The organism is Micromonospora sp. GCM10011541, from assembly GCF_042650725.1.
In the GTDB taxonomy this organism is placed as follows: domain Bacteria; phylum Actinomycetota; class Actinomycetes; order Mycobacteriales; family Micromonosporaceae; genus Micromonospora; species Micromonospora sicca.
Genome location: NZ_JBHSBP010000016.1, coordinates 1 through 25,220, shown reverse-complemented (window position 1 = coordinate 25,220; position 25,220 = coordinate 1). Strand labels below are relative to the sequence as shown.

General features: G+C 70.1%; 20 protein-coding genes and 1 pseudogene. 15 read left to right on the top strand and 6 right to left on the bottom strand.

The annotated features are described in order from the left end of the window. Positions 1-778: 778 nt before the first annotated feature. Genes ACFOYX_RS08515 through ACFOYX_RS08505 form a run of 3 tightly spaced genes read right to left on the bottom strand, consistent with a single transcriptional unit; the run spans position 779 to position 2,387 of the window. Positions 779-1,744 (bottom strand): NAD(P)-dependent alcohol dehydrogenase, encoded by a 966-nt coding sequence (locus ACFOYX_RS08515; protein ID WP_322443977.1) that lies wholly within the window; start codon positions 1,742-1,744, stop codon positions 779-781. Continuing rightward, entirely contained in the window at positions 1,741-1,965 is a 225-nt protein-coding gene (locus tag ACFOYX_RS08510; protein ID WP_109803636.1) for a helix-turn-helix transcriptional regulator, read from the bottom strand. Before ACFOYX_RS08510 ends, ACFOYX_RS08515 begins: the two co-directional genes overlap by 4 nt. After that, the gene (locus tag ACFOYX_RS08505; RefSeq protein ID WP_322443976.1) at positions 1,959-2,387 is read right to left on the bottom strand and encodes a hypothetical protein; all 429 of its coding nucleotides are present in this window, start codon (positions 2,385-2,387) and stop codon (positions 1,959-1,961) included. Before ACFOYX_RS08505 ends, ACFOYX_RS08510 begins: the two co-directional genes overlap by 7 nt. A gap of 118 nt (positions 2,388-2,505) precedes the next feature. Between ACFOYX_RS08505 and ACFOYX_RS08500 the strand changes: the two genes are divergently transcribed. The 5 genes from ACFOYX_RS08500 (at position 2,506) to ACFOYX_RS08480 (ending at position 6,665) form a co-directional block, all read left to right on the top strand. Then, complete coding sequence (locus ACFOYX_RS08500; RefSeq protein WP_322443975.1) at positions 2,506-3,777, top strand: RNA polymerase sigma factor; 1,272 nt, start codon at positions 2,506-2,508, stop codon at positions 3,775-3,777. 60 nt (positions 3,778-3,837) lie between these two features. Beyond that, a complete protein-coding gene (locus ACFOYX_RS08495; RefSeq protein ID WP_322443974.1) occupies positions 3,838-4,500 on the top strand; it encodes a DUF998 domain-containing protein in 663 nt (220 codons plus the stop codon). Between the two features lies 1 nt (position 4,501). Beyond that, entirely contained in the window at positions 4,502-4,861 is a 360-nt protein-coding gene (locus ACFOYX_RS08490; RefSeq protein WP_322443973.1) for a YciI family protein, read from the top strand. Positions 4,862-4,934: 73 nt separating this feature from the next. Further along, complete coding sequence (locus ACFOYX_RS08485) at positions 4,935-5,771, top strand: PPOX class F420-dependent oxidoreductase (protein ID WP_322443972.1); 837 nt, start codon at positions 4,935-4,937, stop codon at positions 5,769-5,771. 6 nt (positions 5,772-5,777) lie between these two features. Then, positions 5,778-6,665 (top strand): hypothetical protein, encoded by an 888-nt coding sequence (locus ACFOYX_RS08480; protein ID WP_322443971.1) that lies wholly within the window; start codon positions 5,778-5,780, stop codon positions 6,663-6,665. A 9-nt stretch (positions 6,666-6,674) separates the two neighbouring features. On the opposite strand, the gene ACFOYX_RS08475 is transcribed toward ACFOYX_RS08480, so the two are convergent. Next, complete coding sequence (locus ACFOYX_RS08475) at positions 6,675-7,025, bottom strand: nitroreductase/quinone reductase family protein (RefSeq protein ID WP_322443970.1); 351 nt, start codon at positions 7,023-7,025, stop codon at positions 6,675-6,677. A 125-nt stretch (positions 7,026-7,150) separates the two neighbouring features. On the opposite strand from ACFOYX_RS08475, the gene ACFOYX_RS08470 reads away from it, so the two are divergent. Continuing rightward, a complete protein-coding gene (locus ACFOYX_RS08470) occupies positions 7,151-7,918 on the top strand; it encodes a sterol desaturase family protein (RefSeq protein WP_322443969.1) in 768 nt (255 codons plus the stop codon). A gap of 168 nt (positions 7,919-8,086) precedes the next feature. On the opposite strand, the gene ACFOYX_RS08465 is transcribed toward ACFOYX_RS08470, so the two are convergent. Further along, a complete protein-coding gene (locus ACFOYX_RS08465) occupies positions 8,087-10,219 on the bottom strand; it encodes an MMPL family transporter (protein WP_322443968.1) in 2,133 nt (710 codons plus the stop codon). A gap of 109 nt (positions 10,220-10,328) precedes the next feature. On the opposite strand from ACFOYX_RS08465, the gene ACFOYX_RS08460 reads away from it, so the two are divergent. The 7 genes and pseudogenes from ACFOYX_RS08460 (at position 10,329) to ACFOYX_RS08430 (ending at position 19,232) form a co-directional block, all read left to right on the top strand. Further along, entirely contained in the window at positions 10,329-11,633 is a 1,305-nt protein-coding gene (locus ACFOYX_RS08460; RefSeq protein ID WP_322443967.1) for a histidine kinase, read from the top strand. Beyond that, positions 11,585-12,229: a response regulator transcription factor gene (locus ACFOYX_RS08455; RefSeq protein WP_322443966.1), complete on the top strand. Its 645-nt coding sequence runs from the start codon at positions 11,585-11,587 to the stop codon at positions 12,227-12,229. Before ACFOYX_RS08460 ends, ACFOYX_RS08455 begins: the two co-directional genes overlap by 49 nt. Before the next feature lie 195 nt (positions 12,230-12,424). Further along, positions 12,425-13,549, top strand: a complete 1,125-nt coding sequence (locus ACFOYX_RS08450; protein WP_322443965.1) for an MMPL family transporter — start codon at positions 12,425-12,427, stop codon at positions 13,547-13,549. Between the two features lie 39 nt (positions 13,550-13,588). Next, positions 13,589-14,533 (top strand): annotated as a pseudogene (locus ACFOYX_RS08445) (MMPL family transporter); the annotation flags it as partial. A 782-nt stretch (positions 14,534-15,315) separates the two neighbouring features. Beyond that, entirely contained in the window at positions 15,316-15,459 is a 144-nt protein-coding gene (locus ACFOYX_RS08440) for a hypothetical protein (RefSeq protein ID WP_322443964.1), read from the top strand. Positions 15,460-15,652: 193 nt separating this feature from the next. Then, entirely contained in the window at positions 15,653-16,609 is a 957-nt protein-coding gene (locus ACFOYX_RS08435; RefSeq protein ID WP_322475171.1) for a hypothetical protein, read from the top strand. Between the two features lie 217 nt (positions 16,610-16,826). Next, positions 16,827-19,232, top strand: a complete 2,406-nt coding sequence (locus ACFOYX_RS08430; RefSeq protein WP_322444069.1) for a M14 family zinc carboxypeptidase — start codon at positions 16,827-16,829, stop codon at positions 19,230-19,232. Positions 19,233-19,385: 153 nt separating this feature from the next. Here the strand turns inward: ACFOYX_RS08430 and ACFOYX_RS08425 are convergent, their stop codons facing one another. Continuing rightward, positions 19,386-22,460, bottom strand: coding sequence for a DUF3427 domain-containing protein (locus ACFOYX_RS08425; RefSeq protein ID WP_322444068.1), 3,075 nt, complete (start codon positions 22,458-22,460; stop codon positions 19,386-19,388). A 419-nt stretch (positions 22,461-22,879) separates the two neighbouring features. On the opposite strand from ACFOYX_RS08425, the gene ACFOYX_RS08420 reads away from it, so the two are divergent. Both ACFOYX_RS08420 and ACFOYX_RS08415 read left to right on the top strand, forming a co-directional pair. Beyond that, complete coding sequence (locus ACFOYX_RS08420) at positions 22,880-23,074, top strand: hypothetical protein (protein WP_322444067.1); 195 nt, start codon at positions 22,880-22,882, stop codon at positions 23,072-23,074. A 95-nt stretch (positions 23,075-23,169) separates the two neighbouring features. Continuing rightward, positions 23,170-25,203: a hypothetical protein gene (locus ACFOYX_RS08415; protein ID WP_322444065.1), complete on the top strand. Its 2,034-nt coding sequence runs from the start codon at positions 23,170-23,172 to the stop codon at positions 25,201-25,203. The last annotated feature ends 17 nt before the right edge of the window (positions 25,204-25,220 follow it).

The window sequence follows — 25,220 nt, the reverse complement described above, 5'->3', positions numbered from 1 at the left end:
AGCCCGAGCCGCAACGACAAGCCGCTTAACTCCCGCTGGCCTCAATCCCTTGACACGTTCCGTTGCGGCCGCCCTCTACTCGGCAAACGCAATATATCGACGAACGACGGCGGCTGAGCCACTGCACTGTCTGCCGTGCTCGGAAAGTGCTCGGTGAGTCATGGGTACATATGGGCAGCCGTGACCACGGCCGGGCAGTCATGGACATGCCCGCGTCTGGTGCCGACCGGTGTGCTCCATGTGTGCTCCATCGGTCGGAGCACGGGACGGCTGGCATACGTGAGCACCGGCGGGCACTCCTGGGTACTCGGGGGCACCCGCTGGCAGGTAGGCTGGGCCCTCGCGCCCTCGTAGCTCAGGGGATAGAGCATCGGCTTCCTAATCCGTGCGCCGGCGCCTGAGTGACAGCTTTCGCGCCGAAGCCGTGAAGCGCTAAATCCAGCGCGAGCCCGTAGGCGTCCAGGGCAGCGACGGCCGGGGGCGTACGTCGGGATGCCGTACCACTGCAAGCGGACAGCTCCCCCTCGTCTATCCACATCGCACGATCGAGTCCTTCAATCGAACCCGGCCGCAGCTACACGCGAACCCGGCCGCAGCTACACCGACGGAGACGGACAGGCCGGGACGTAGGACAGCCTCGTCGTACGAGCACCATTCGAGCACCATTCCGTCCATCGGCACGGAACGACAAGAGGTGCCTGCCCCCTTTTGTCAGGTTAGACGCCTCTTGACCTTGTGCGCCGGAAGAGACCCGAACCCCTAGCCTTCTGATCCGTAGTCAGATGGCGACAACCACCTTGCCCGTGGCGTGACCGCCCTCGATGTGCCGGATGGCCTCGGGCACCTCGGCGAGCGAAAAGGTCCGGTCGACCACCGGACGGACGAGCCCGGCCTCGATGAACTCCGTCAGCGCCGCCAGGTTCGCCGTGCTCTCCTTGGCCACCAGCGGCACCAGCCGCGGACCGACGACGGGTGACAGCGCCAGTGCCCGCAACTGCCGGTCGAAGCCCTGCAGCCACTTCCCGTCGCTCGCCTCCCCGCCGACCAGGACGAGCGTCCCCTTCGGCGTGAGCACCCGCCGCAGCCGGGACAGCGGCCGGTTGCCGGCGGTGTCGACGACCACGTCGTACCGCTGGTCGGGCAGGTCGGTGCGGGTGTAGTCGACCACCTCGGCCGCGCCGAGGGAGCGGACCAGGTCGAGCTTGCCGGGCCCGCAAACCCCGGTGACGTGCGCGCCGGCCGCGCGGGCGAGCTGGACGGCGTACGAGCCGACGCCGCCACCGGCGCCGATGACCAGGACCCGCTGGCTGGGGCGTACCCGGGCGGCGTCGCGGACGGCGGTGAGCGCGGTCTGCCCGGAGACGGGGACGGCCGCGGCCTCGGCGTAGGTGAGGTTGGCGGGTTTCGGGGCGAGCCGGTCGGCGGGGGCGAGGGCGTACTCGGCGAAGCTGCCGGCGCCGGTGCCGTAGACCGCGTCGCCGGCGGCGAACCCGGTGACGCCGGGGCCGACGGCGGTGACGAGGCCGGCCAGGTCCAGGCCGGGGACCCGGTTGCGGGGGCGGCGCAGCCCGAAGCCGAGGCGTACCGCGTAGGGCAGGCCGGTCATCAGGTGCCAGACTCCGGGGTCGACGCCGGCGGCACGGACCTTCACGAGCACCTGGCCGGGGCCGGCGGTCGGCCGGTCGACGTCGGCGAGGCGGAGCAAATCGGCCGGGCCGTACTGGTGCTGGACGATGGCCTTCACGATTCCTCCTGCGGGTACTGGAACACGTCGGTGAGGGGCACGCCGAAGACGGCGGCGATCTGGAAGGCCATCTCCAGCGAGGGCGAGTAGCGGCCCTGCTCGATGGCGATGACGGTCTGCCGGGTCACGCCGATCCGGCGGGCCAGCTCGGCCTGGGTCATCTCGTCGTGGGCGAAGCGCAGCGCCCGGATGGTGTTGGTGATCCGGGTCGGCCTCACCACGACTGGAAGCCCCGCCGGTAGGCGACGATCTTCGCGACCGAGCCGACCACCGCCGACAGCACGAAGCACAGGTAGATGACGTTGGCGATCCAGAACTGGTCCCAGTCGGCGAGCGCCATGGCCAGGGCGGCGACCCCGCCGACGATCACGAAGGACTGGCCGATGTATTCGCCGAGCCGGTGGATCTCCCGGTCCCGCTGGTCCTTCTCGTTCGCCCCCTCGGGCGAGACGATCGACACCACGATGTTCAGCACGATCGACGTGACGATCGCCGCGGCCACCGTCGCCAGCAGCGGGCCCGCGTAGGAGACCTCCGCGAGCGGGTCGCCGTCCGCGCGGCCGAGGACCACCATCGCGTACGCGGCATAGCCGGCGACCGCCACCAGCGCCATGATCCAGGCGCGTTTCTCTTCGAAGGCCACCGAGCTCTCCCCAGGTAAAGAATCTTTGACACCATGAGTGTCAAGCACGGCCGACACGATGTCAAGGATTCTTTACTTCCTTTGAGAACGTCGGGCCGGGCTGCTCTGATGAGTGACCATGGGGGAGTCCGAGGCACGCCGTACCGTCGAGGCGGTCTGGCGGATGGAGTCCGGCCGGGTGATCGCCGGCCTGGCCGCGCTGGTCCGCGACGTCGGCCAGGCCGAGGAGTTGGCCCAGGACGCCCTCGTCGCCGCGCTGGAAACGTGGCCGCGCGACGGCGTACCGGCCAACCCGGGCGCCTGGCTGATGACCGTCGGCAAGCGCCGGGCCGTCGACGCGCTGCGCCGCCGGCAGACCGAGGACCGCAAGGTCGCCGAACTCGGCCGCGACCTCGGCGAGGAGTTCACGCCCGACTTCGACGCCGCCGTCGAGGAACGCATCGAGGACGACCTGCTCCGGCTGATCTTCGTCGCCTGCCACCCGGTCCTCTCGCCGATCGCCCGGGCCGCGCTCACCCTCCGGCTGGTCGGCGGCCTCACCACCGCCGAGATCGCCCGCGCCTTCCTCACCACCGAGACCACCGTCGGTCAGCGGATCACCCGCGCCAAGCAGACCCTCGCCGCCGCCCGAGTGCCGTTCGAGGTCCCCGACTCCGCCGAACGCGCCGAACGGATCGACTCCGTGCTGGAGGTCATCTACCTGATCTTCAACGAGGGCTACTCGGCCACCGCCGGCGACGACTGGATGCGCCCGGCGCTCACCGAGGAGGGTCTGCGCCTGGCGCGCATCCTGCAGGGGCTGATGCCCGACGAGCCCGAGGTGCACGGCCTGGCCGCGCTGCTGGAGATCCAGGCCTCCCGCACCGCCGCCCGCACGGGCCCCGACGGGGAACCCGTCCTCCTCAACGACCAGGACCGCAGCCGCTGGGACCAGCTCCTCATCCGCCGCGGGCTCGCCGGCCTCGACCGGGCACGGGCGCTCGGCGGCACCCCCGGCCCGTACGCCCTCCAGGCCGAGATCGCCGCCTGTCACGCGCGGGCGCGTACCCCCGACCAGACCGACTGGGCGCGGATCGCCGCGCTCTACGCGGACCTGGCCCGGGTCGTGCCCTCGCCCGTGGTGGAACTCAACCGCGCCGTCGCCGTCTCCTTCGCCGACGGACCCGCCGCCGCCCTGGAACTTGCCCGCGCGCTGGCCGACGAGCCGGCGCTCGCCAACTACCACCTGCTGCCCAGCGTGCTCGGCGACCTGCTCGCCAAGCTCGGCCGCCACGACGAAGCCCGGGTGGAATTTGAGCGCGCCGCTTCCCTCACGGGCAACGCCCGGGAACGGGCGCTGCTGCTCGACCGGGCCTCCGCCTGCGACCGCCAGAAAAAACCTGAGAGGTGATGTCGGATCCCGGCCGACCCGATCGACGCGTCAGTGAGAGCCGATGACGAGGAGATCGAGATGACCAGTACGACGATGTCGCGGGCCGGGGTGACCGACAGGGTGTCCACCCGGGCCCTGCTCGCCGCCGGGATCGCCACCGGGCCGTTCTTCGGGGTGGTGGCGACGGCGCAGGTGCTCACGCGGGACGGGTTCGACCTGAGCAGGCACCCGCTCAGCCTGCTCGCCCTCGGGGAGCACGGCTGGATCCAGACCGCCAACTTCGTACTCACCGGGTTGCTGGCGCTCGCCGGCGCCGCCGGGTTGCGACGGGCGATGCGGGGGACGGCGGCCGGGACGTGGGGCCCGGCGCTGGTGGCGGTCTTCGGCGTCGGCCTGATCGTCGCCGGGGCGATGCCCTCCGACCCCAGCATGGGCTGGCCCGCCGGCGCACCCGAAGGCTCACCCGACTCGCTGAGCTGGCACGCCATCGGTCACGGCGTCGGGGCGATGCTGGCCTTCGGGTCGCTCACCATCGCCTGCCTGGTCTTCGCCCGCCGGTACCTGCGCACCGGCCGGCGCGGCTGGGCCGTGTTCTCCCTGGCCAGCGCCCTGGCGACCGTCGTCGTCATGGCCTGGCCCGACCAGGACAGCATCAGCGTCCGGCTGGCGCTGGGCTCGGTCTTCATCTTCGGGTGGCTCACCGCCGTGACCGCCCACACTTTGAATGAGAGGAACCACTGAAATGCGATACATGCTGATGCACAAGCTGGACGAGGACGTGCCCGGCAACTTCGACCCGAGCCCCGAGTTCATGAAGACGATGGGCGCCTTTATGGAGGAGGTCGTCCAGGCCGGGGTGCTGCTCGCCGCCGAAGGGCTGTGCGCCAGCAAGGAGGAGGCGGCCCGGATCACCGTCACCAACGGCAAGAAGACCGTCACCGACGGGCCGTTCACCGAGACCAAGGAGCTCATCGCCGGGTTCGCCCTGGTCGACGTGCGGTCCCGGGACGAGGCGGTGGAGTGGGGCAAGCGGTTCACCGATGTCTTCGTGCAGCACGGAATCGACGTCGAGGTGGACGTGCGGCGGGTCTACGAGGGCTGACGCCTTCTGCTGCGGGGAGCCGGCTCTTCGGGGCCGGCTCCCCGTGTCACATCGTCCGGAGGTGGCCCGTCAAATGGGCATGAGAAGCATGGTGCGGGTCCTGGTCGCGCTGCTCGGCCTGGCGGCGATGGTCATCGGGGTATGGGCGCTGGTGGCGCCTTCCTCGTTCAGCTCGGCGGTCGACTTTCCGCCCAGCGAGCACTTCGTGCACGACGTGGGGGCGTTCCAGCTCGGCATCGGGGTGACCCTGCTGCTGGCCCTCATCTGGTCCGACGCGCTCGCGGTGGCGCTGGCCGGCTACCTGGTCGGCGGGGTGGCGCACACGGTGTCGCACGCCGTCGACGGTGATGTCGGCGGTAGCGCGGTGCAGACCTGGCTGGTGCTGCTGTTGGCCGTCCTGGCCCTGGTCGCGCTGGTATATCGGCTGCGCGAGCTGGGGTCGGTGGTCGGTTACGTCTCGCCGTCCGCCGGCCCCTCCTGGTCCGGTTTTATGCGGCAGAAGACGGTGGTGTTGACGACGTACAAGCGGAACGGGACGCCGGTGCCCACGGCCGTGAGCATCGCGGTGGTGGGGGAGCGGGCGTACGTGCGCAGCTTCGAGAAGGCGTGGAAGACGGTACGGCTGCGGAACAACCCACGGGTGACCGTGGCGCCGTCGTCGGCGCTGGGCAAGCCGACCGGGGCGGCGGTGGAGGCGGTGGCGCGGCGGCTGAGCGGGGCGGAGTACCGGGCGGCCGGTCGGGCGCTACGGCGCAAGTACCCGTTGTTGCACGGGGTGCTGGTACCGCTGATGCACCGCCTCGGCCGCCGTAAGACCGGCCATACTGTCCACTTCGAGCTGACTCCTGCACCGACCGCAGCTCCCGGAACCGTCACCCGGGCGGCGGACGTCGAAGGGGTGCGGAGGTGAACGGGGATGGGCGGACGGCGCTGGCTGGTATGGGTCACCGCGGTGGCCGTGCTCGGTGGCTGCGGCGCCACCGGCAGCGGCCCGGGCGGGGATGACCTGGACGGGTTGCGCCAGCAGGCGCGTGAAGCCCTGACCCGGTACGACAAGGCGGTCCTCGACGCCGGCGGGGCGCCGACCTTCGTGCCGGTCGGGGAGCTGACCGGTCAGCTCGGCGACTGGGAACCGGCGAACGGGGACAACAACAAGCAGGCGTTGTTGGCCGGCCGGGTCTTCCCCGCCACAGCGCTGCCCACCGCCGGGCAAGCGACGGGGAAGGTGGTCTGGGAGAACGGCAGGACGCAGCCGGTTCCCCTGCTGTCGGCCGAGGAGGCACTCGCCCAGCTGAGAGCGACGGGCGGCGGGCACTGCGACTGCGTACCCCTGGAGGCCACCGCTGCGCGCCTGACCACCGTGCGGATCCCCACCACGCGCGGCCCGGCGACGGCCCCGGCCTGGGAATACACCCTCAACGGTACGGCCGTGCGGCTGACCCGGATCGCGGTCGCCCCCTCCATCGTGGTGACGCCACCGCCGTGGGATGACGACCACCCGCATGGCGGGCTGGCGATCGAGTCGGCGACCGGGACCACGACGAGCCGGCGGCTGACCGTCGTCTTCACCGGCTCCCCGGGCCTGGGCAGCGAGCCGTGCGGCGCCGACTACAGCGCGGAGGCGGTCGAGTCGGGCAGCGGCGTCGTCGTGATCGTCATCGAGCATCCCCACGCCGCCGACGGGGCGTGCGGGGATGTCGGGGCGCGCCGCAGCGCCACCGTCGACCTGGCGCAACCGCTGGCGGAGCGGGCGGTCCTGGAGGTGCAGCAGGGCATGCCGGTCGCGCTGACGATCACCGGCTGACCCGACGGACTACGTGAGGGAGACCTGGACGGCCACGTCGTGCTTCGGGTAGTGCTGGTCCACCTGATCCGAGCCGTACTTCTCGCGGAACATCTGCACCACGTGGTTGACCCGGTCCGCGTCGGTGATCGGTGTCGCGGTCGTGCTCACCGCCGTCCCGTTGGCGGCCAGCTGCATCGGTGTCTGACGTACGTTCTTGTACCAGTCGCTGTCCGAGCCGGTGATCGGGACCAGGAAGGCGCTCTCTTCCTCCTGGACGAACCACACGGGGTGGGTGATCTGCCGTCCGGTCTTCCGGCCGGTCACGGTCAGCTGGATCTCGCTGACGCCCTCAAGCGCTTCTCTGACGGCCTTGGTCACGGTGTCCTCCGTCAACTTCTCGAAGTGCTCTCACCTGCCAGGCTATGGACGTTCGCGCTGGCCTGTTGCGCGATCCGCGAATCAGGTGCGTCCCGAGCTCCCCCGAGCGGTGGATACTGAAAGACGTGGATGCGGTGCTCGATTGGGCGTGGCGACTCGATGTCGGCCACGTGGTCGGGCTCGCCCTGCTCGAGAACGTGATCCTCTTCCTGACCGCGGTCGGCGTCGGCAACGCCATGCTCCGGTTGCCGACGGTCGTACGGCTGCTGCCCGACCCCGGCCGGATCAGCCGGCTGCAGGTGTGGCTCGCCGCCGGGGCGATCCTGATGAACGCGGTGGTCACGGTCGCCGGCTGGGGCCTGTGGCGGGCCGGGATCATCCACCTGAACGCGGACCCGGGCATCCGGATCCTGGCCGACTTCGTCCTGCTGCTCCTGCTGATGGACCTGCTGATGTACGCCGGCCACGCGGTCGCGCACCGGCCCCGGCTCTTCCCGCTCGCCCACGCGCTGCACCACCGGTTCGTCGACGCCCGCCCCGCCACGCTGTACGCGCTCCACCCGCTGGAGATCCTCGGATTCGGCGGGCTCTGGTTGGCCGCGCTCGCGACGCACGCGTTCTCGGTCTGGGCGATCCTCGCCTACACCGCGGTGAACCTCGTCTTCGGCATCTTCGGGCACCTGGGCGTGGAGGTGCTCCCGCCGGCGGCCCGACGCAGCCGGGTGTTCCGCTGGGTCGCCACCCCGACGCTGCACGCGGGACACCACGTCGAGCCGGCGGTCAACCTCGGCTTCTACACGTCGATCTGGGACCGCCTGTTCGGCACCCTCGCCCCCGACTACGACCAGCGTCGCGTCGCGGCCCACCCGGAGCCGTACGCCGTGGCGGCCTGACCGGGCGATCATCCGATCGGCACCTGGGCCCGGGGGTCACGCGACCACCGGATGTCAGTTCAGGCCGGCTCCGCCCGATTTCGCGTACCGGGGTGCGGCGCCGGCCGTACCTCTGGGTACGGCCGGCGCCCGTGAGCACTCCCCGGGCGGGCGTCGCCCGCCGGGCTCCTACGACGCCGCCGGTATCCGCTTGACCGGCGGGGCCGCGACCGGCCGGGATGCCGGCCGCGCGAGCGTGCTCGGCCACCAGGTCCGGGGGCCGACGTGCAGCGCCAGCGCCGGGACGAGCAGGCTGCGGACGAGGAACGTGTCGAGCAGCACCCCGACGCCGATGATGACGGCCGTCTGGACGGACGGCACCAGCGGCAGCACGCTGAGCGCGCCGAACGTGGCGGCCAGCACCACGCCCGCGCTGGTGATCACCCCGCCGGTCACGGTCAGCGCGTGCAGCACGCCCGGCCGGTGCCCGAGCCGAGCCGTCTCCTCCCGGGCCCGGGTGGTGAGGAAGATGGTGTAGTCCACGCCGAGGGCGACGAGGAACAGGAACGTCTGCAGCGGGATCCCGACGAAGAGCTTCGGGTAGCCCATCGCGTCGAGGATCAGCCCGGCCGCGCCCATCGCGGCGACGTAGGACAGGACCACGCTGGCCAGCAACAGCAGCGGCGCGACCAGCGCCCGCAGCAGCAGCACCAGGATGACGAAGACGACCGCCAGCACCAGCGGCACCACGACCCGGTTGTCCCGGCCGACCGTCCGCTCCTCGTCGAGCAGGTACGCGGTGTCGCCGCCGACGAGGGCCTGCGAGCCCGGCACGGCGTGCACCGCGGAGCGGAGCCGGTCGACGGTGGCCAGCGCCGCGTCGCTGTCCGGCGTGTCGGCCAGGACCGCGGCGACGCGCACCCAGCGGCCGTCCGGCGAGCGTTCCGGCTCGCCCACCTCGGCCACTCCGGGCACGGTACGGGCGGCGGCCACCACCTGGTCGGCCGGGCCGGCGGCGGCCAGGATCTCGGCGGGTGCGACGGCTCCGCTCGGGTAGTGCGCCTCGATCATTCGCTGGCCGGTGACCGAGCCGACCTCATTGGTGAAGGACTCGTCATGCGGCATGCCGATGCTGAGGTTGCCGATGCCGAAGCTCAGGGCGACCAGCGCCGCCGCCGTGCCCAGCCACACCGCGCGGGGCCGCCGGCCGACGAAGCCGGCGATCCGCCGCCACATTCCGTGCTGGGCCGCCACGTCGTGCCCGACCGCGTCGGGCGAGTACCGCGGCACGAACGGCCAGAACAGCCACCGCCCGAAGATGACCAGCACGGCCGGCAGCAGCGTGGTCATGGCGAGCAGCGCCGCGGCGATCCCGACCGCGCCGACCGGTCCGAGCCCCCGGGTGGACGGCAGTTGCGCGGCGAGCAGGCACAGCAGGCCGATCGCGACGGTCGCCGCCGAGGCGCCGATCGCGCCGATCGACCGGCGCAGCGCGACGGCCATCGCCGCGTGCCGGTCAGCGTGCCGGCGCAGTTCCTCCCGGTAGCGGGCGATGAGCAGCAGGGCGTAGTCCACGCCGACGCCGAAGACCAGCACGGTCAGGATGCTCTGGCTCTGGAAGTCCACGGCCAGCCCGGCGTGCCGGGCCAGCAGGTACACCACCGCGCTGGCGAGCTGGTTGGCCACCGCGACCGTGATGAGCGGGATCAACCACAGGACCGGGCTGCGGTACGTGACGAGGAGCAGCAGCGCGACGGTGGCCGCGGTCGCCAGCAGCAGCGTGGTGTCCATGCCGGCGAACGCGTCGAAGACGTCGTCCTCGCCGCCGGCTGGACCGGTGAGTGCCGTCCGCAGGCCGGCCGGTGCGTCAGTGGTCAGTCGCTGCTTGACGTCAGCCACGGCGTCGGCCCGCTGGTCGGCGTTCCCGGCGACCGGGAAGGAGAGCAGCAGCGCCCGCCCGTCCTCGCTGGCGACCGGCGGGGGCACCTGGCCGCCGTCGGCGTACCGGGAAAATGCCGTGCGGTCGCCGTCGACCTTCGCGCGGTCGGCGTCGGTGAGCCCGCCCTCGCGGACGTAGACGGCGACGGCGAGGGGCTTCTGCGAGTCCGGGAACGCGTCCTCCGCCCGCTGCACCGCCCGGCTGGCCTCGGCGGTGGCGGGCAGCGCGCCGAGGGTGTCGTTGTCCTGCACCTCGGTCAGCTGGATCGCCAGCGGCCCGGCCGCCGCGATCAGGACGAGCCAGAAGACGAGCATGGCGTACTTGCTGCGGCGGCCGGGCGCCAGGCCGGCCAGCCGGTGCTTTTCTTGCAGTCTTGTGGTCATGTCCTCGATCCTTTGGGCGGCGGGGGTCGAAGACAGGAGTGCCAGGTCCCGAACGGAGGTGGTGGTAGCACCACCGATTCCAGTGGCGCCGCGGGCGGAGAATGGCGGCGTGGACAGCTCCGTACGTGCGGTCGTCTGGCAGCAGATCCGACCGGGCACGCTCGCCGCCGTGCAGGGCCTGACCGTGGCTCTGCTGAGCCTGACCACCAACGCGTTGCTGTTCGCGCTGTCGGTGGTCTCGCTCGCGCTCATTCCCGTGTTCGGCATCGGGTTCGCGCTCTTCCCGGCGGTGACCGTGCTGGTGCGGCTGTCGCTGACCCTGCAACGGCGACTGAGCCGGTGGTGCGGGCTGCCGATCGCGTCGCCGTACCAACCGGTGCCGGCCGACGCCCAGCTCGGCACCTGGAAGCGGTTCCGGTGGGTGGTCGGGGACCTGGCGACCTGGCGGGACTTCGCCTGGTTGATCCCCGGCGCGTTCACCGGCGGGGCGTGCCTGCTGGGGTTCGTGCTGGTGGCGTACGGGCTGGAGGGCGTCCTGTTCGTGCCGCTGGCGCTCTACCTCACCGTCGACTGGTACGGCTACGGCCTGTTCTGGCCGATCGACAACCTCGCGAAGGTGGTGCTCGCCGCGCCGCAGGGGTGGCTGCTGCTGTTCGGCGGGCTGACCGTCGCGCCGTGGCTGGTGTGGCTGCACTTCCGCTTCGCCGGCTTCTTCCTGACGCCGACCCGGGCGCAGGAGCTGGCGCTTCGGGTCCGGCACCTCGCCGCCACCCGCGCCGACACCATCGACACCCAGGCCGCCGAGCTGCGCCGGATCGAACGCGACCTGCACGACGGGGCGCAGGCCCGGCTGGTCGCGCTGCGGATGAGCATCGGCCTGGCCGAGCAACTTTTGGCCGACGACCCGGCCGCGGCGCAGCGGCTGCTGACCGAGGCACAGGAGGCCAGCGGCCACGCCCTTGCCGAGCTGCGCGACCTCGTCCGCGGCATCTACCCGCCCGTGCTCGCCGAGCGCGGCCTGGACGGAGCGGTGCAGGCTCTCGCCCTGGCCGTTCCGCTGCCCGTGGACACCGACGTGCAGCTGGCCGGCAGCCCGCCGGCGGCGGTGGAATCCGCGGCGTACTTCGCGGTGGCCGAGGTGCTGACGAACGTCACCAAGCACAGCGGCGCGGGCCGAGCGTGGATACAGGTCTCTCACCGCGACGGTGTGTTGAGGATGCTGGTTGGCGACGACGGCCGCGGCGGCGCGTCGCCGGACGCGGGAACGGGCCTGGCGGGCGTGGGACGCCGGCTGGCAGCCTTCGATGGCACGATGACCGTGACGAGTCCGCCCGGCGGACCCACCGTCGTGACCATGGAGCTGCCGTGCGAGTTGTCATCGCGGAGGACCTCGCCCTCCTCCGGGACGGGCTGACCCGCATCCTCGACGCGTACGGCTTCCAGGTGGTCGAGGCGGTCGCCGACGGGCCGTCCGTGCTGCCGGCGCTCACCCGGCACCGCCCCGACGTCGCGGTCCTCGACGTACGCCTGCCGCCGACCTTCACCGACGAGGGCCTGCAGGCGGCGCTCGCGGCCCGCACGCAGCTGCCCGGGCTGCCGATCCTCGTGCTGTCCCAGCACGTCGAGCAGCTGTACGCCCGGGAGTTGCTCGCCGACCGGCGTGGGGGAGTCGGCTACCTGCTCAAGGACCGGGTGTCGAACGTCGGCCAGTTCATCGACGCGGTGCGTCGAGTGGCCGACGGCGGCATGGTGATGGACCCAGAGGTAGTTTCCCAGCTGCTGGCGCGCAACACCGGCGCGCAGCGGTTGGGGGAGCTGACCGCCCGGGAGCGGGAGGTGCTGGGGTTGATGGCCGAGGGGCGGTCGAATGCGGCGATCGCGGGACGGCTGTTCGTCACCGACAAGGCCGTGAGCAAGCACATCAACAACATCTTCAGCAAGCTGGGGATGCCGCCGTCGGATGACGACAACCGGCGGGTGCTCGCGGTGCTCGCGTACCTGAACGGCTGAGACTCGCGCGGCCCAGCCGTCCGAAAAGGATTGCTGGTCAACGGTACTATTCACGCGGAGTAGCGAAAGGCTGCCGTCAGGGTGACGGGCGGGGCGCTCATGGGCGGTCCAGGCCCAGACGTCGGTTGTGCCGAACACACGGGGGAAACCATGTTCGAGCGGCTGGGCAGATTCGTTGTAGGCAGGGCGTGGTGGGTGATTGTCGGCTGGGTACTCGCGGCGGTCGCCATCGTCCTCACCACACCGTCGCTGAGTGACATCACCTCTGCCGATCAGGAAAGCTTCCTGCCCCGCTCGCACGAGTCCGTGCAGGCCACTGAACTGGGGAAGAAGGCGTTTCCGCAGCAGGCCACCGCGACGGCGGCCATCGTGGTCAAGCGCGCCGACGGGCAGTCGCTCACGCCGGCGGACGAGGCGCGGGTGGGTCAGGTCGCCCAGTCGCTCAAGGCCAGGAACATCTCGCACACGTCCGGCTACCTGACCGGTCCGCAGGCCGTGGCGCCGGACAAGTCGGTGCAGGTAGTGAACGTCGGGCTCGATGCGGCCGCTCCGGACGACCCGGCGCTGCTCGACGCCGTACGCGACCTGCGGGCGGCTATCGGTCCGGAGCTGGCGGGCAGCGGGCTGAGCGCGGGCGTGGCCGGCGACGTAGCGAGCTTCGTCGACAACGAGAACACCTTCAACAAGGCGTTCGCGGTGGTCGGCATCGCGACGATCATCCTGATCATCGGACTGATCCTGATCATCTTCCGCAGCCCCATCGCCGCGCTGCTGCCCGTGGTGGTCATCGGCGTTGTCCTTACCGTCACGACCGGGCTTGTCGCCGCGGCGGGCAAGGCGTTCGACCTCAATGTCAGTCAGGATCTGCAGACGGTACTGCTGATCGTGCTGTTCGGCATCGGCACCGACTACATCCTGTTCCTGCTCTTCCGCTACCGCGAGCGGCTGCGCGCCGGTGACGACAAGCGCACCGCGATGATCGTCTCCGTCCAGCGGGTCGGCGAGGTCATCACGTCGGCCGCGGGAGCGGTCATCGTCGCGTTCCTCGTGCTGCTCCTCGCCTCCCTGGGCTTCTTCGGCTCGCTCGGCCCGGCCCTCGCGATCGCCGTCGGCGTCATGCTGGTCACCTCCCTCACCCTCATCCCGGCGGTCGTCTCGCTGATCGGCCGGTACGTCTTCTGGCCGTCCAAGGCGTGGCAGCGTGCCCCCAAGGCCACCATGTCGCACCGGCTCGGGACCGCCATCGGGCGCCGGCCGGCGCTCGTCGCGGCGGCATCCGGCGCCCTGCTGGTCGCGCTCGCCGCCGGAGTGCTGGGCTAAAAGGCCGATTACGACTTCAGCGCCGGCTTCCCGCAGGACACCGAGTCGGCGAAGGCCGCGAAGGACCTGCAGCGCGGGTTCGCCGCCGGTGCGCTCGCCCCCACCGAGGTCTACCTGACCAGCAGCAACGGATCGCCGCTGACCGAGCAACAGATCGCCGACTTCGCGGCGGCCGCGGCGAAAGCCCCGGGCGTGGGTCAGGCGCAGCCCCCGGAGCGCAGCAGCGACCCCAGTGTGGCCCGGGTCAACCTGCTGCTCGACGAGAATCCGGTCGCCAACGAGGCGATCACCCTCGTCCGCGAGGACCTGCGCGATGCCGTGCACCAGGCGGCCCCGCCCGGCACCCGGGCGCTGGTCGGCGGAACCACCGCGATCTTCGCGGACATCAACTCGGCGAACAACCGCGACCTGTCGGTGATCCTGCCGGTCGCGGCCGGCCTGATCGCGCTCATCCTCGCGCTGCTGCTGCGCAGCCTGGTCGCGCCGATCTACCTCGTGATAGCGGTGCTGCTCAACTTCGCCGCCACCCTGGGCGCCACCGTTTATCTCTTCCAAGGGCTGCAGGGCAAGCCGGGCGTCACCTTCCAGCTGCCGATCATCCTCTACCTCTTCGTCGTGGCAATCGGGACCGACTACAACATCCTGATGATCGCCCGACTGCGTGAAGAGGCGCGGGAAGGCAACGAGCCACACGAGGCTGCCGCCATCGGGGTGGAACACGCCGGCCCGACGGTCGCGGCGGCGGGTCTGATCCTCGCCGGGACGTTCGGGGTGCTGATGCTCGCGCCGATCTCGTTCCTGCAGCAGATGGGCTTCGCGGTGGCGATCGGCATCGTGCTGTCGGCGTTCGTCATGTCGATGTTCTTCGTCCCGGCGCTGACCGCCCTGATCGGGCACAAGGCATGGTGGCCGGGACACGGCGACGAGCAGCCGGTCAGCGGGCCGCACACCCCTCCGGAGCCGGTGAGCGTGACGCAGGCGTAGCGGGGGCGTAGCCGCCCGGGAATGACGCACCGCCTCCGTGGGTACGCCAACAGTGACCGACCCCGGTCCACTGAGGAGGTGAGGACATGTCCCGGGCGGGCGCGACGGCCTACACCCCACGCCATGCCGCATCTCCCCAGGTCGGGGAGCCGGACCCGACCGGTTCGGGGTGGCGGGACGGCGGGGCGAAGCGCGAGAACAGACGGCGGCGGCGCGCGATCGTTGCGGCCGCCGTCGCACTCATCGCCCTGCCGGCGTGCGTCATGCTGGCCGACTCGGGCGGACCGCGCGGCACCTTCGATGGCGGTGTTGCCGAGGCGCCGCCGAGCGCGCTTCCGGAACCCGAGACCAGTGCGGGGCCCAGCGACGCCACCACGACCCCTCCGCCGGCACCCAGTGACGCCCCCACCGTCGCTTCGCCGGCACCCGCGACGACCGCTCCAGGCGGGGCCGCGGGTGCGCAGACCCTCCGTCCGGTCGGCCCCGGCACCCCCCGCCGGTCGACCCCGACTCTCCGCCGGTCGACCCCGACTCCCCGCCCGGTCCCGCGGCCCGCGCCACCACCGGACGCCGGCCCGGGTCCGGAACGCCCGGGTCCGGAACGCCCGACCCCGGGCCGCCCGACCCCGGGTCGTCCGACGCCAGCCCCGCCGACCGCCCCCGGGGGCCAGCCGCCGTGGGCGGACCGGTGCGGGGCGCCGGAGAACCCGCACGGCTACACCTACTGCGGCGGGAAGCTCGTCCACGAGCCGGCCGCCGGCGTGTGCAACTACTTCACCTGCGTGGACGGCTTCTGGGCGGGCAAGGGCTACCTGATCGTGTGCGATGACGGGCGGATCGGCATGATCGGCGGCAGCACCGGCAGATGCCCGGAGCGCGCCGGCCGGAAAGACCCGGTGTACGCGGATCAGCAGGCCCTTGAGTAACCAAGCACCCGATCGCATGCCTTCTGACCGGGAGTAGCGAACGAACCTCGCTGCGGCTCGTTGCGGACCCTCGTCCGCTAGGAACTGGCCCTGGTCTCGGCACCGCCCGGTCTTTGCCGTGTATCAACTATTGACCTGCATCAACGCCGAGTCGAGACTGGCAGGCGGAGCGCCCACAACGGGAGGTCACGCGATGCGGTCTCGAATTCGTTCCGCGCTGCTGCTCATCGTCACGGCCGCTGCGGCGGTCCTCATGCCGCCGTCGAACGCCCAAGCGGCTGGCGCCGTCCCATCTCACCTCACCATCACTCCCAGCAGTCCGTCCTACGTTGGCTACACGGTCACGGGCAGAGTTGAGCTGTCGTTCGATGACTACGCCGACGTGACCGGTTCTGTGATCCACCTGCAGCGGACGTTCAACGGCGAGGTGACGCCGCTGCCGGACATCGTGCTCGCATCCTCCGGCAACTGGTTCTACGACTATCCCCAAGCCGCGGGCACCTACGAGTACCTGGCCACCTTCGACGGCGACGACGTGCACGCGCCGGCACAGGCGACGGCGACGGTCACTGTAACCCGGGTCCCTTCGCACCTCAGTCTCAGCGCGAACAATCCGTCCTGCGCCGGTTGCACGATCTCCGGAACGATCGGGCTGTGGTTCGATGACTACGTCGATGCGACGGGTTCGGTGATTCACCTGCAGCGGACGTTCAACGGCGAGGTGACGCCGCTGCCGGACATCGTGCTCGCATCCTCCGGCAACTGGTTCTACGACTATCCCCAAGCCGCGGGCACCTACGAGTACCTGGCCACCTTCGACGGCGACGACGTGCACGCGCCGGCACAGGCGACGGCGACGGTGACCGTGGAGCGCCGGGCTGCGTACGTGGGAATGAACGTCTGGGCGGACCCAAAGGGCACGCTGAACATGTACGCCTCTCTCGCGGGCTGCCATGTCGATTGCGAGCTGGTGATCACAGCCGCCACAGACACCCGGAGCTGGGAGGTTGCGCGCTACACGTTCCCGGAGGGGGGCGGAAACACGCCGACGATCAGCTTCAAGCGGCAGGCCGCGACCCGAGTCACCGCGTCCTATGCGGGCGACGACTGGTTCCTGCCAGCGCAAGCCGTGTCGACCGCGCCGTTCTAGCCGTTCGCCCGACCGCGCCAGGAGAACGACCTGCGACTGGGCCCATCGTCCATCCTGGGGCCATCGATCTTGACTCATGGTAAGACGGCGATCACACTTTGCGAAGCTGCGGCAGCCGAGGTCGTCTGGCCGGACGCCTCGACTGCGCGGCCTTCTGGATCGCCTCGCCGGAAGGACTCTCATGAGGAGTACAAGAAAATCCAACGGACCGCGCCGCTTGTTGGCCCTGCTCGTGCTACCGCTGGCGCTCGCCGTCGGCGCACCCGGTTTCGCGAATCCGACGTCGGGCAGCGGGGTGGTGCCCGACCGGTCGTCGACCGGCGAACAGAACGGCGTCGGCCTGATGCGCATCGTCGTCGCCGACAAGTCGGGCATCGACCGCCTCAACGCACTTGGCGTCGACCTCGCCGAGTACGTCAAACCGGTCGACAACGGCATTGAGGTGCACGCGATCCTCAGCCCGGAGGAGAGCCAGGCGCTGCGGGACGAGGGCTTCGACGTTCAGGACGCCATCTCCGACCAGGGCGACTACGCACAGAACATGGCCGAGCGGTCCGCCGCGATCCGAGCCGCGACGGCGGCGACGGCCAGCACCGACACCCTGACCGTGCTGCGGTCCGAATGGTTCTCCAGCCTCGACAACCAGCTCTTCCTCAACGTCGAGGTGAAGTCGAGCGCCGGCACCGATTCGACGACGGTACTGACGGCCAGTTGGGACAGCGGGCCCGGCACGGAGATCGGCTCCGGGGGCACCGCCACCATGTCCCGGTTCACCGACGCCGGCCAGTACATGTACCACCGGTTCAGCAACCCGGTCCCCATCACCGCCGCACCGGCCCGGGCCACCATCACCAGCAACAAGGGCGGCTCGGTCACGGTCGACGTCGCGAAGTGGCTGGGCAGCCCGCGCAAGGACCCCGGCAAGCACCCGTACGTGTCGGACTTCGTCGACCACTACATGGACCCGACCGAGGTCACCGCGCGGTTCACCAACCTGGCCGCCGAGTTCCCGAAGCTGACCGAGCTGATCGACCTGCCGTACAAGACGAACGGCTACCGGCGTAACGCGCAGGCGCAGTTCGGCACCGCCGCGGCGAGCACTGTCTACGTCACCTCCACGGCATACGGCTCCGAGGGCGGCAACGAGGTCACCATGTCGCTGGTCAATCCCGGCACGGCGAACGCCCCGCTGACGGTGAGCGTATCCGGCAAGGCCGTCACGGTGAGCCTGGCCACCAACGGCTCCGGCGCGATCACCAGCACGGCGGCTCAGGTCGTCGCTGCGGTCAACGGCAACGTCGACGCGGCCAAACTGCTCACCGCCAGCACGTACCGGGGCAACGCCGGCACCGGTGTGGTGGCCGCCGCTCCGGTGACCCAGCTGACCGACAACCTCAAGGCACCGGTGAGCGTGTCCCGCGAGCCGTTCCAGATGAAGGTGCTGCGGATCGGCAAGCACCGCGACGGCTCAAAGGTCGGCGTCTTCCTCTACTGTCAGGAGCACGCCCGGGAGTGGGTGACCCCGCTGGTCTGCCTGGAGTCGGCCGAGCGGCTGCTGCGCAACTACGCGCAGGACCCGAACACCCGCAAGATCGTCGACGACCTTGACATCTTCATCCTGCCGGTCGTCAACCCGGACGGCGCGCACTACAGCATGTACGACTTCAACATGCAGCGGCGGAACATGACCAACTACTGCCCGGCGTCCAACGGGGATCCGGGCCGCCGCAACGCCTGGGGCGTCGACATCAACCGGAACTTCTCGGTCGGTTCGGTCTTCGACGGCTACGTCGGCGCGTCGGCGACCAACTGCACCAGCGACACGTTCGCCGGGCCGAGCGAGCTGTCCGAGCCGGAGGCGCGCAACGAGGTCTGGCTGGTCGACCACTTCCCGAACATCAAGCTCTCGATGAACACCCACTCCTACGGCGGGTACTTCATGTGGCCTCCGGGGGCGTACAAGGCCGAGGGGCGGGAGGTGCTGCCGCGGGTGGACCAGGGCACCGAGGCGTACTTCTGGACCTCCTCGGACTACATCCTCTCCCGGGTGCAGGAATACCGTGGCACGGCGATCTGGCCGGGCCGCACCGGACCGGTGACCGACGTGCTGTACTCGGCGGCCGGCAACAGCGCCGACGAGCACTGGTACAACCGGGGCATCATCGGCTGGGACTTCGAGGTCGGCGCGGACATCTACAACCCGACGACCGGGCGGTTCAGCGCGGTCGGTTTCCAGCCGCCGTTCGCCGAGGGGCATGAGGAGGCGATGGAGTTCGCCAACGGCAACATCGCCATCCTCGAGGTGGCCCGGGCGTACGCGACGGACAAGATCCAGCCGAAGACCGCACTGAAGGTCGTCAAGCAGGAGGCGGGCGCCACGGCCTTCACCTTCAGCACCAGTGAGCCGGCGAACGTGTACTACACGCTCGACGGCAGCCGGCCGACATTCAACTCGCCCAAGCTGGCCCTGGCCGGCATGCGCGAAGGCGTCCAGAACATCACGGTGAACAGCGACACCACCGTCAACTGGTTCTCGATCGACATCGCCGGCAACGTGGAGAGCAACTACAAGCCGGACGGCGAGGGCAAGAACTACAACAAGCAGGCAGTAGGCGTCCAATAGCCTTACCGCTTGAACACTGGTGGCCGCCGACCACGGGTCGGCGGCCACCAGCCCGTGGAAGGCCGGCCCCGTCTTGAGTAGCTGATGCACCCGGGCGCAAGCGACGATGGCCGGTTTGGCAGCGACGTCAGCCGGCTTCCGCTGGGTTCGACATCAGGCGGCGATCGCCCGAGCGGCGGCGAACATGTCGGCGGGGAGCGGGTGGTGCAGCCGCCAGAGGATGCGCATCGGGCGCTCGCCGGTGTGCTCCTGGTACGTCATCGGCCCGGCATACAGGTACGGCGGTGCGCCCAGGTCGCGGTCGGCGACCTTGTTCTCCCGGACGAACAAGTGCACCATCGACCCCTGCTTCACGTGGTTGATGTAGCGCTGCCCGGTCGCCGACGCCGACGATGTGGTGCTCTGCGACTCCCACTGGAACAGGCTGTCGGTGATGGCCCGGTCAGCGTACATGGTGGTAGGGGAGTAGTGCTCCTCGGACTTGACCAGGGTGACGAAGAAGAGGTCGGCCTGCTCGTCCGGCAGCCACTTCACGCCCTCGCGCAGCGAACCCGGGTTCGCCATCCCGAAGGCAGCGCACGCCTCGTTGCGGCTGTATCGGGCGTGCACCCGCAGCGGCACCCGGTCCGACGGCGGCGCCACCGTCACCCGGTGGATTCGGTCGCGCAGCACCTCGGCGACCTGGCGCAGCTCTGCGCAGCGCGCCGGCTCCGCCCAGAGCCGCTTCAGCCGCGCGTCGCGCTCGGTCAGCGACACCGACGGCCCCCAGAGGCTGAAATGCAGCATGTCCAGCTGCCGTCCGCCGCCGGTGTGTTCGCCGCCCGTGACCCGAGCCAGCAGGTCCAGCCGGTCGACGTCGTCGGTGTGCAGCATCCGGCCGATGGCCCGGCCCAGCTCACGGTCGTCCGGCCCAGCGGTCGAGGTCTCGATGCCCGCGAGCCGCCGCAGCCCGGCCCACCCGCCGATGCTCGCCGACCGGTAGACATCCTCAATCTCCAGGCCGGTCTCCCGCAGGAAGTCGGCCAGGCTCACGTCCCCGAGTTGCCGCAGCTCGGCCACCAGGCCGTTCTTCGAGGTCGGCAGAGCCGACTTCAGGTTGGCGAGCACGATCTCCTTCGCCACCCGATCCAGCTCAACGTGGCAGCCACTCGGCAGCGACGGGAAGTCATCCCGGACGGCCGCCTCGACCGCCCGCCGGCTGACCCCGGTCAGTGCACGCCAGCGCAGGTCGAGGCGGAAGTTGGCGTGCTGCCCGCCGATGAAGTCCAGCACGGTCAGGCAGGGCTTGTCGTCGTCCAGGCGCAGGCCGCGGCCGAGCTGCTGCAGGAAGATCGTGGCGCTCTCGGTGGGGCGCAGCATGAGGATCGTGTCGACCATCGGCAGGTCGACGCCCTCGTTGAACAGGTCGACGGTGAAGAGCACCCGCAGCTCACGATTGCGGAACGCCGTCAGCAGCGACTGCCGACCAGCGGCATCGACCCGCGAGGTCACCGCCGCCGACGGTACGCCGTGCTTGGTGAACCAGTCCGCCATGAACTCGGCGTGCCCGATGCTCACGCAAAAGCCGAGCGCCCGCATCCGCCCGACGTCGGCGGTGTCGCGTACCGCCCGCAGGATCATCCGCGCGCGGGCGTGGTTGCCGGTGTAGACGCCGTCCAACTCGCCCGGGTCGTACCCCTGCCCGCGCTTCCAGCGCAGCTGCGACAGGTCGACGTCGTCGTGCAGCCCGAAATACTGGAACGGCGCCAGCAGTTGCCGCTCCAGCGCCTCCCACAGGTGCAGCTCCACGGAGGCGCGGCCGTCGAACCACCGGCGCACGTCGCCGCCGTCGCTCCGGTCGGGGGTCGCCGTCAGCCCCAGCAATACGCGCGGCCGCAGCTGTTCCAGCAGCCGGGCGTACGTCGGCGCCTCGGCGTGGTGGAACTCGTCGACGATCACCATGTCGTACGCCTCGGGGTCAATCTCCTGGCGGTGCAGCGACTGGATCGAGGCGAAGACGTACTTCCAGTCCGTCGGCCTATCGCCGCCGACGAGGGTCTCGCCGAAGCTGCCGTCCCCGATCACCTGCCGGAACACCGAGCGGCTCTGCCGCAAGATCTGTTCCTGGTGGGCGACGAAGAGCAGCGAGTCGACGTGGCCGGCCTTGCGGAGCCGGCGGTAGTCCAACGCCGCCACCACCGTTTTGCCGGTGCCGGTCGCCATCACCACGAGGTTCCGCCAGCGGCCGTGCACCAGCCGCTCGGCGTCCAGGTCGTCGAGGATCTCTTGTTGGTACGGGAACGGCCGGACGTCGAGGTTTGCGATCTCGGTCTGCGCCTCGTCGGGGCGCTCGCCGCGCAGCGCGATCCGCAGCCGGTCGGCGTCCTTCGTCGGGTCGTACGCCTCGAAGGCCGAGTCGTTCCAGTAGTCGGTGAACGTTGCCTCGAAGGTGTCGATGACGTGTGGCTGCTCCAGGTTCGAGATGCGGACGTTCCACTCCACGCCGTCGACCAGAGCGGCCTTCGAGAGGTTCGACGAGCCGACGTACGCGGTGGTGGTGCCGTTGTTGCGGCGGAACAGCCACGCCTTGGCGTGCAGCCGGGTAGTCCTGGTCTCGTACGAGACCTTGATGTCGGCGCCGAGCTCGGCGAGCCGATCGAGGGCCCGCTGGTCGGTGGCGCCCATGTACGTGGTGGTGATAACCCGCAGCCGACCGCCGCGGGCGATCAGGTGGCGGATCGCCGGCTCGACGATGCGCAGGCCGTGCCACTTGATGAACGCGCAGAGCAGGTCGACCTCGTCGGCGGAGGCCATCTCGTGGGTGACCTCGTGGCCGATGCGCGGCTGGTGGCGACCGTTGACCAGCAGCGCGCCGGTGGAGAGCGGGGTGGTGGGGCGCACCGGGAAGGCGGGTGCGGCCGGCGGATCCGGCGTCGCCGCGATGGCGTGCAGGAGGCGCTGCGCGTCGGCGACCTGGTCGTCGGCGCCGACCGCGCGCGGCTCGGCCTGGGCGATGCCCTCGGCGATCCGGTTGGCGAGCTCGACCTGGCGGGCGAGCTTGTCGTCGCCACCGCCGACGGCGAGCAACGCCCGGCGGGCCAGCGCCGCGACGTGCCGAGCGAGTACGTCGTGCGCGTCGGCCGGGTCGAGCTTGGCCTGCTGGACCAGGGCGGGGTCGACGTGCTGGAGTCGCTCGGCGAGCTGCTGCGTGATGAGGTGCTCATAGATGCCCCGGTCAAGATCAGTCACGCCGCGAAGGCTAGCCAGCCACCGTTCAACGCGCTGTCCCGATCCGAGCCGCACTGGCTACGAAATGACAACGCCTTGAGGCTTCACGAGCCCGAATGGCACCGTCATCGGGTCGGTAGTTGCCCCTGAGCAATATCAACATCCGGGGCTCTTGACATGGCAAATTAGGCCAGGTCGATCCGGCTGAACGGAGGACTGATCAGGGGTCCCGCTGCTGGGACTCCCGGAGGTAGGGTCCGGGGACCGTCAGTGGGAAATGGGGGGTGACGGTGCTTACCGAGTTGGCACTGCCGCCTGGGGGCAAGGCAAAGCGCGTGGTCTCGGCGGTCGTTGCTGACCTGCGCTTCGGTGAACACCGGGCTGTGGTGGTCGGCTCGCCGCATAGGGCCGGCAAGTGAGCCCTCATCGTGCGCGCCGGCATGGAGCTGGCCGCCGCCGTAGAGCCGCTGGTCGTCATGGCGCGCACTAACGAGCAGGTCGACGATCTGCTCGACCGCCTAGCCCAGAAGGCATCGGAGCTGCCCATCGGCCGCCTCTCCGCCACTGACGACAAGCCGCCGGAGCTGGTCAGGGGTCACAACAGGGCGCCGCATTTGGTACGAGGGTCCCGCTAGATCCCCCAATTCCATGGTGCCAAGAGAAGAGACGCATGACCTGAGGGCCCACCCAAAAGGGTGCTGCAGTGATGGTCGGGTCGAGAGGAGGAAACTTGTCGCGGGCGAGCGAGGCACTTGCCGATCAGGAACGGGCGTGGAGGCTGCGGCTCCGAGCGGTGTCGCTGGCCTGTGAGTTGGACGTACCAGAAGAAGCAGTCCGTACCGCGCTGCAGAACCTTGGCAAGCTGTACAGGGATCTCACCAATCCCGAGCGGCGAATTCTGTTGTTCGACCGCCTCCCGGCATGCGTGGTGGTCGGGCTGTCGGGCATCGGCGCGGTCGAATATAGGCAGGGAACCTTCTGGCGCGCCGTCAGCCGAGAGATGGGCGTCCGTCTCGAAACCGATGACCAGCGACTGCTTGGGGAAGCGTTCCGCCGGGGGCTTGACCGGTTCGACATGGCCCGTTTCACGGACTTTTCGCGGGTCAACGTCGACGAGATCCTCATGCATTCGGGTGTGCCCCTGTCCTGCCTCGCCGATTTTCTCAACGCACTACTGCGTCAGCAGACGCGGGACCCAGACGTTCTCACGCCCGCCGAGTTCATGGAGTGGGCGACCGGTCCAGGCTGGGAGTCCCGGTTGTATGACCTGGGAAAGCCGCTACAGAACCTGCTCCGGCACGGCGGCGCTTACGTCGAAGACCTGGTCGACCGGTGCCTGGAACTGGTGGATCGGCTTCGGGAGCCGGTCTTCGTATCCGATGGCCTGCAGTTGCCGGAAAGTTTGGTCAGAGAGGCGGTACGTCTCGCCGAGTCGGATCTGCTCAACCTGTCGGCGGTTCGGGAGACTGGCGCGGGACTGGGAACCCGCCCCCGCCTTTTCCTGGACCCGTACGGGAGCGGCCTCACACTCTGGTTGCCTCCGATACCCGACATTGCGAGCGGCGAGGTGACCTGGGACCTCGTCGTCGGCGGTGAACCGCAGCGGGTGCGGAGCCGCTCCTTTCACCCAGGAACAATGGACACCGCACCGGCTGTCGGCGTGCCTCTGCCACAGCCGATCCGGCAGGTCGATGTCAACCTGCGCGGATACGACCTGAGCCTCGTCCTTCCGGTCGTCGACCAGGACGACCCGCTGATGGTCTTCACAGATGATGGACGCCGAGTTCCCGCGTCGGCTGCCTTGCCCCCCACCTCCGTCTGGCTCATGTACCCAGCGGCCAAAGATGGGTCTGATCCGGTCGATTTCGTTGGCACTCCGCTTTGCGGAGACGAGCCGCCGGCTCCGTATGGCTGGGAGCAGTGGCGGCTGCGCCAGGTCAACCTCGCCGAGGTGACGCGCCTTCGGCTCGACGACAAACCCTGGCGCAGCGTCGAAGGGGGCCGGCGCCCGAAGTTGGAGGCTTCGTCTCCGCTCCCGCACGTGCGTAGCCCGCTTGACGCCCCCATCTGGGGCGAGGCTCCGCCCTTGCTCCTGCCCGGCGAATACGGCACGACCACCGGCTGGACCATCCGTGTTCGCCGGCCCGGCTCTGCTCACGTCCTGTCGGTGCGAGACATCCTGGTGAGTGAGGACACGCGAATCGACCCGTGGGCAGATGTGAAACATCCGCTGGTCGGGGGGTACGAAATCACCGTCCGAGGGCCGCTCGGCCGGGGCGTCTCTCAAAAGTTCGAGTTCGCGGAAGGCCTGACTACGTCGTGGACGCCGGCGTGGCGAGAGCTGCGTTATACCGGCCTGCAACCTTGCACCGTCACGCCCAACGCTGCTGATCCCGAACTCCACGTCACCCCTACCGCTGTACGCCTGACGTCCGATGAGCCATACGCCAACTTCATGGTGAGCGCTCACGGCGAGGAGTGCGCCATCAAGGTCATCCCGCCGCACCTGGCCGTTCAGGTCGCGGGTAATGGCACGAGGGCTGACTGGTCGGTACATCCACTCCGCCTAGAGACCGAAACTATCGGCGACACGCGACTCATGGTCCGCTTACCGGGGGAGATGCGAGCGGAGCTCGTCGTTTTCGACGGTGCCGACTCGGTCCAGCGGATTGGGACCAGCGCTAAGGCCCCTCCCGGGATCGCCCGGTTCGAACTAGCGGGCGGGTTCAGCCAGTGGAAGCATTTGCCTCGACGAGTTCGGTGAATATCTCGGAGGGCTTC

What these genes read in the sequence shown, in the direction of transcription:
- ACFOYX_RS08500 (WP_322443975.1), top strand. Translation starts at nt 2,506, where the DNA reads ATGGGGGAGTCCGAGGCACGCCGTACCGTCGAGGCGGTCTGGCGGATG.
- ACFOYX_RS08495 (WP_322443974.1), top strand. Translation starts at nt 3,838, where the DNA reads ATGACCAGTACGACGATGTCGCGGGCCGGGGTGACCGACAGGGTGTCC.
- ACFOYX_RS08490 (WP_322443973.1), top strand. Translation starts at nt 4,502, where the DNA reads ATGCGATACATGCTGATGCACAAGCTGGACGAGGACGTGCCCGGCAAC.
- ACFOYX_RS08485 (WP_322443972.1), top strand. Translation starts at nt 4,935, where the DNA reads ATGGGCATGAGAAGCATGGTGCGGGTCCTGGTCGCGCTGCTCGGCCTG.
- ACFOYX_RS08480 (WP_322443971.1), top strand. Translation starts at nt 5,778, where the DNA reads ATGGGCGGACGGCGCTGGCTGGTATGGGTCACCGCGGTGGCCGTGCTC.
- ACFOYX_RS08465 (WP_322443968.1), bottom strand. Translation starts at nt 10,219, where the DNA reads ATGACCACAAGACTGCAAGAAAAGCACCGGCTGGCCGGCCTGGCGCCC.
- ACFOYX_RS08435 (WP_322475171.1), top strand. Translation starts at nt 15,653, where the DNA reads ATGCGGTCTCGAATTCGTTCCGCGCTGCTGCTCATCGTCACGGCCGCT.
- ACFOYX_RS08420 (WP_322444067.1), top strand. Translation starts at nt 22,880, where the DNA reads ATGGAGCTGGCCGCCGCCGTAGAGCCGCTGGTCGTCATGGCGCGCACT.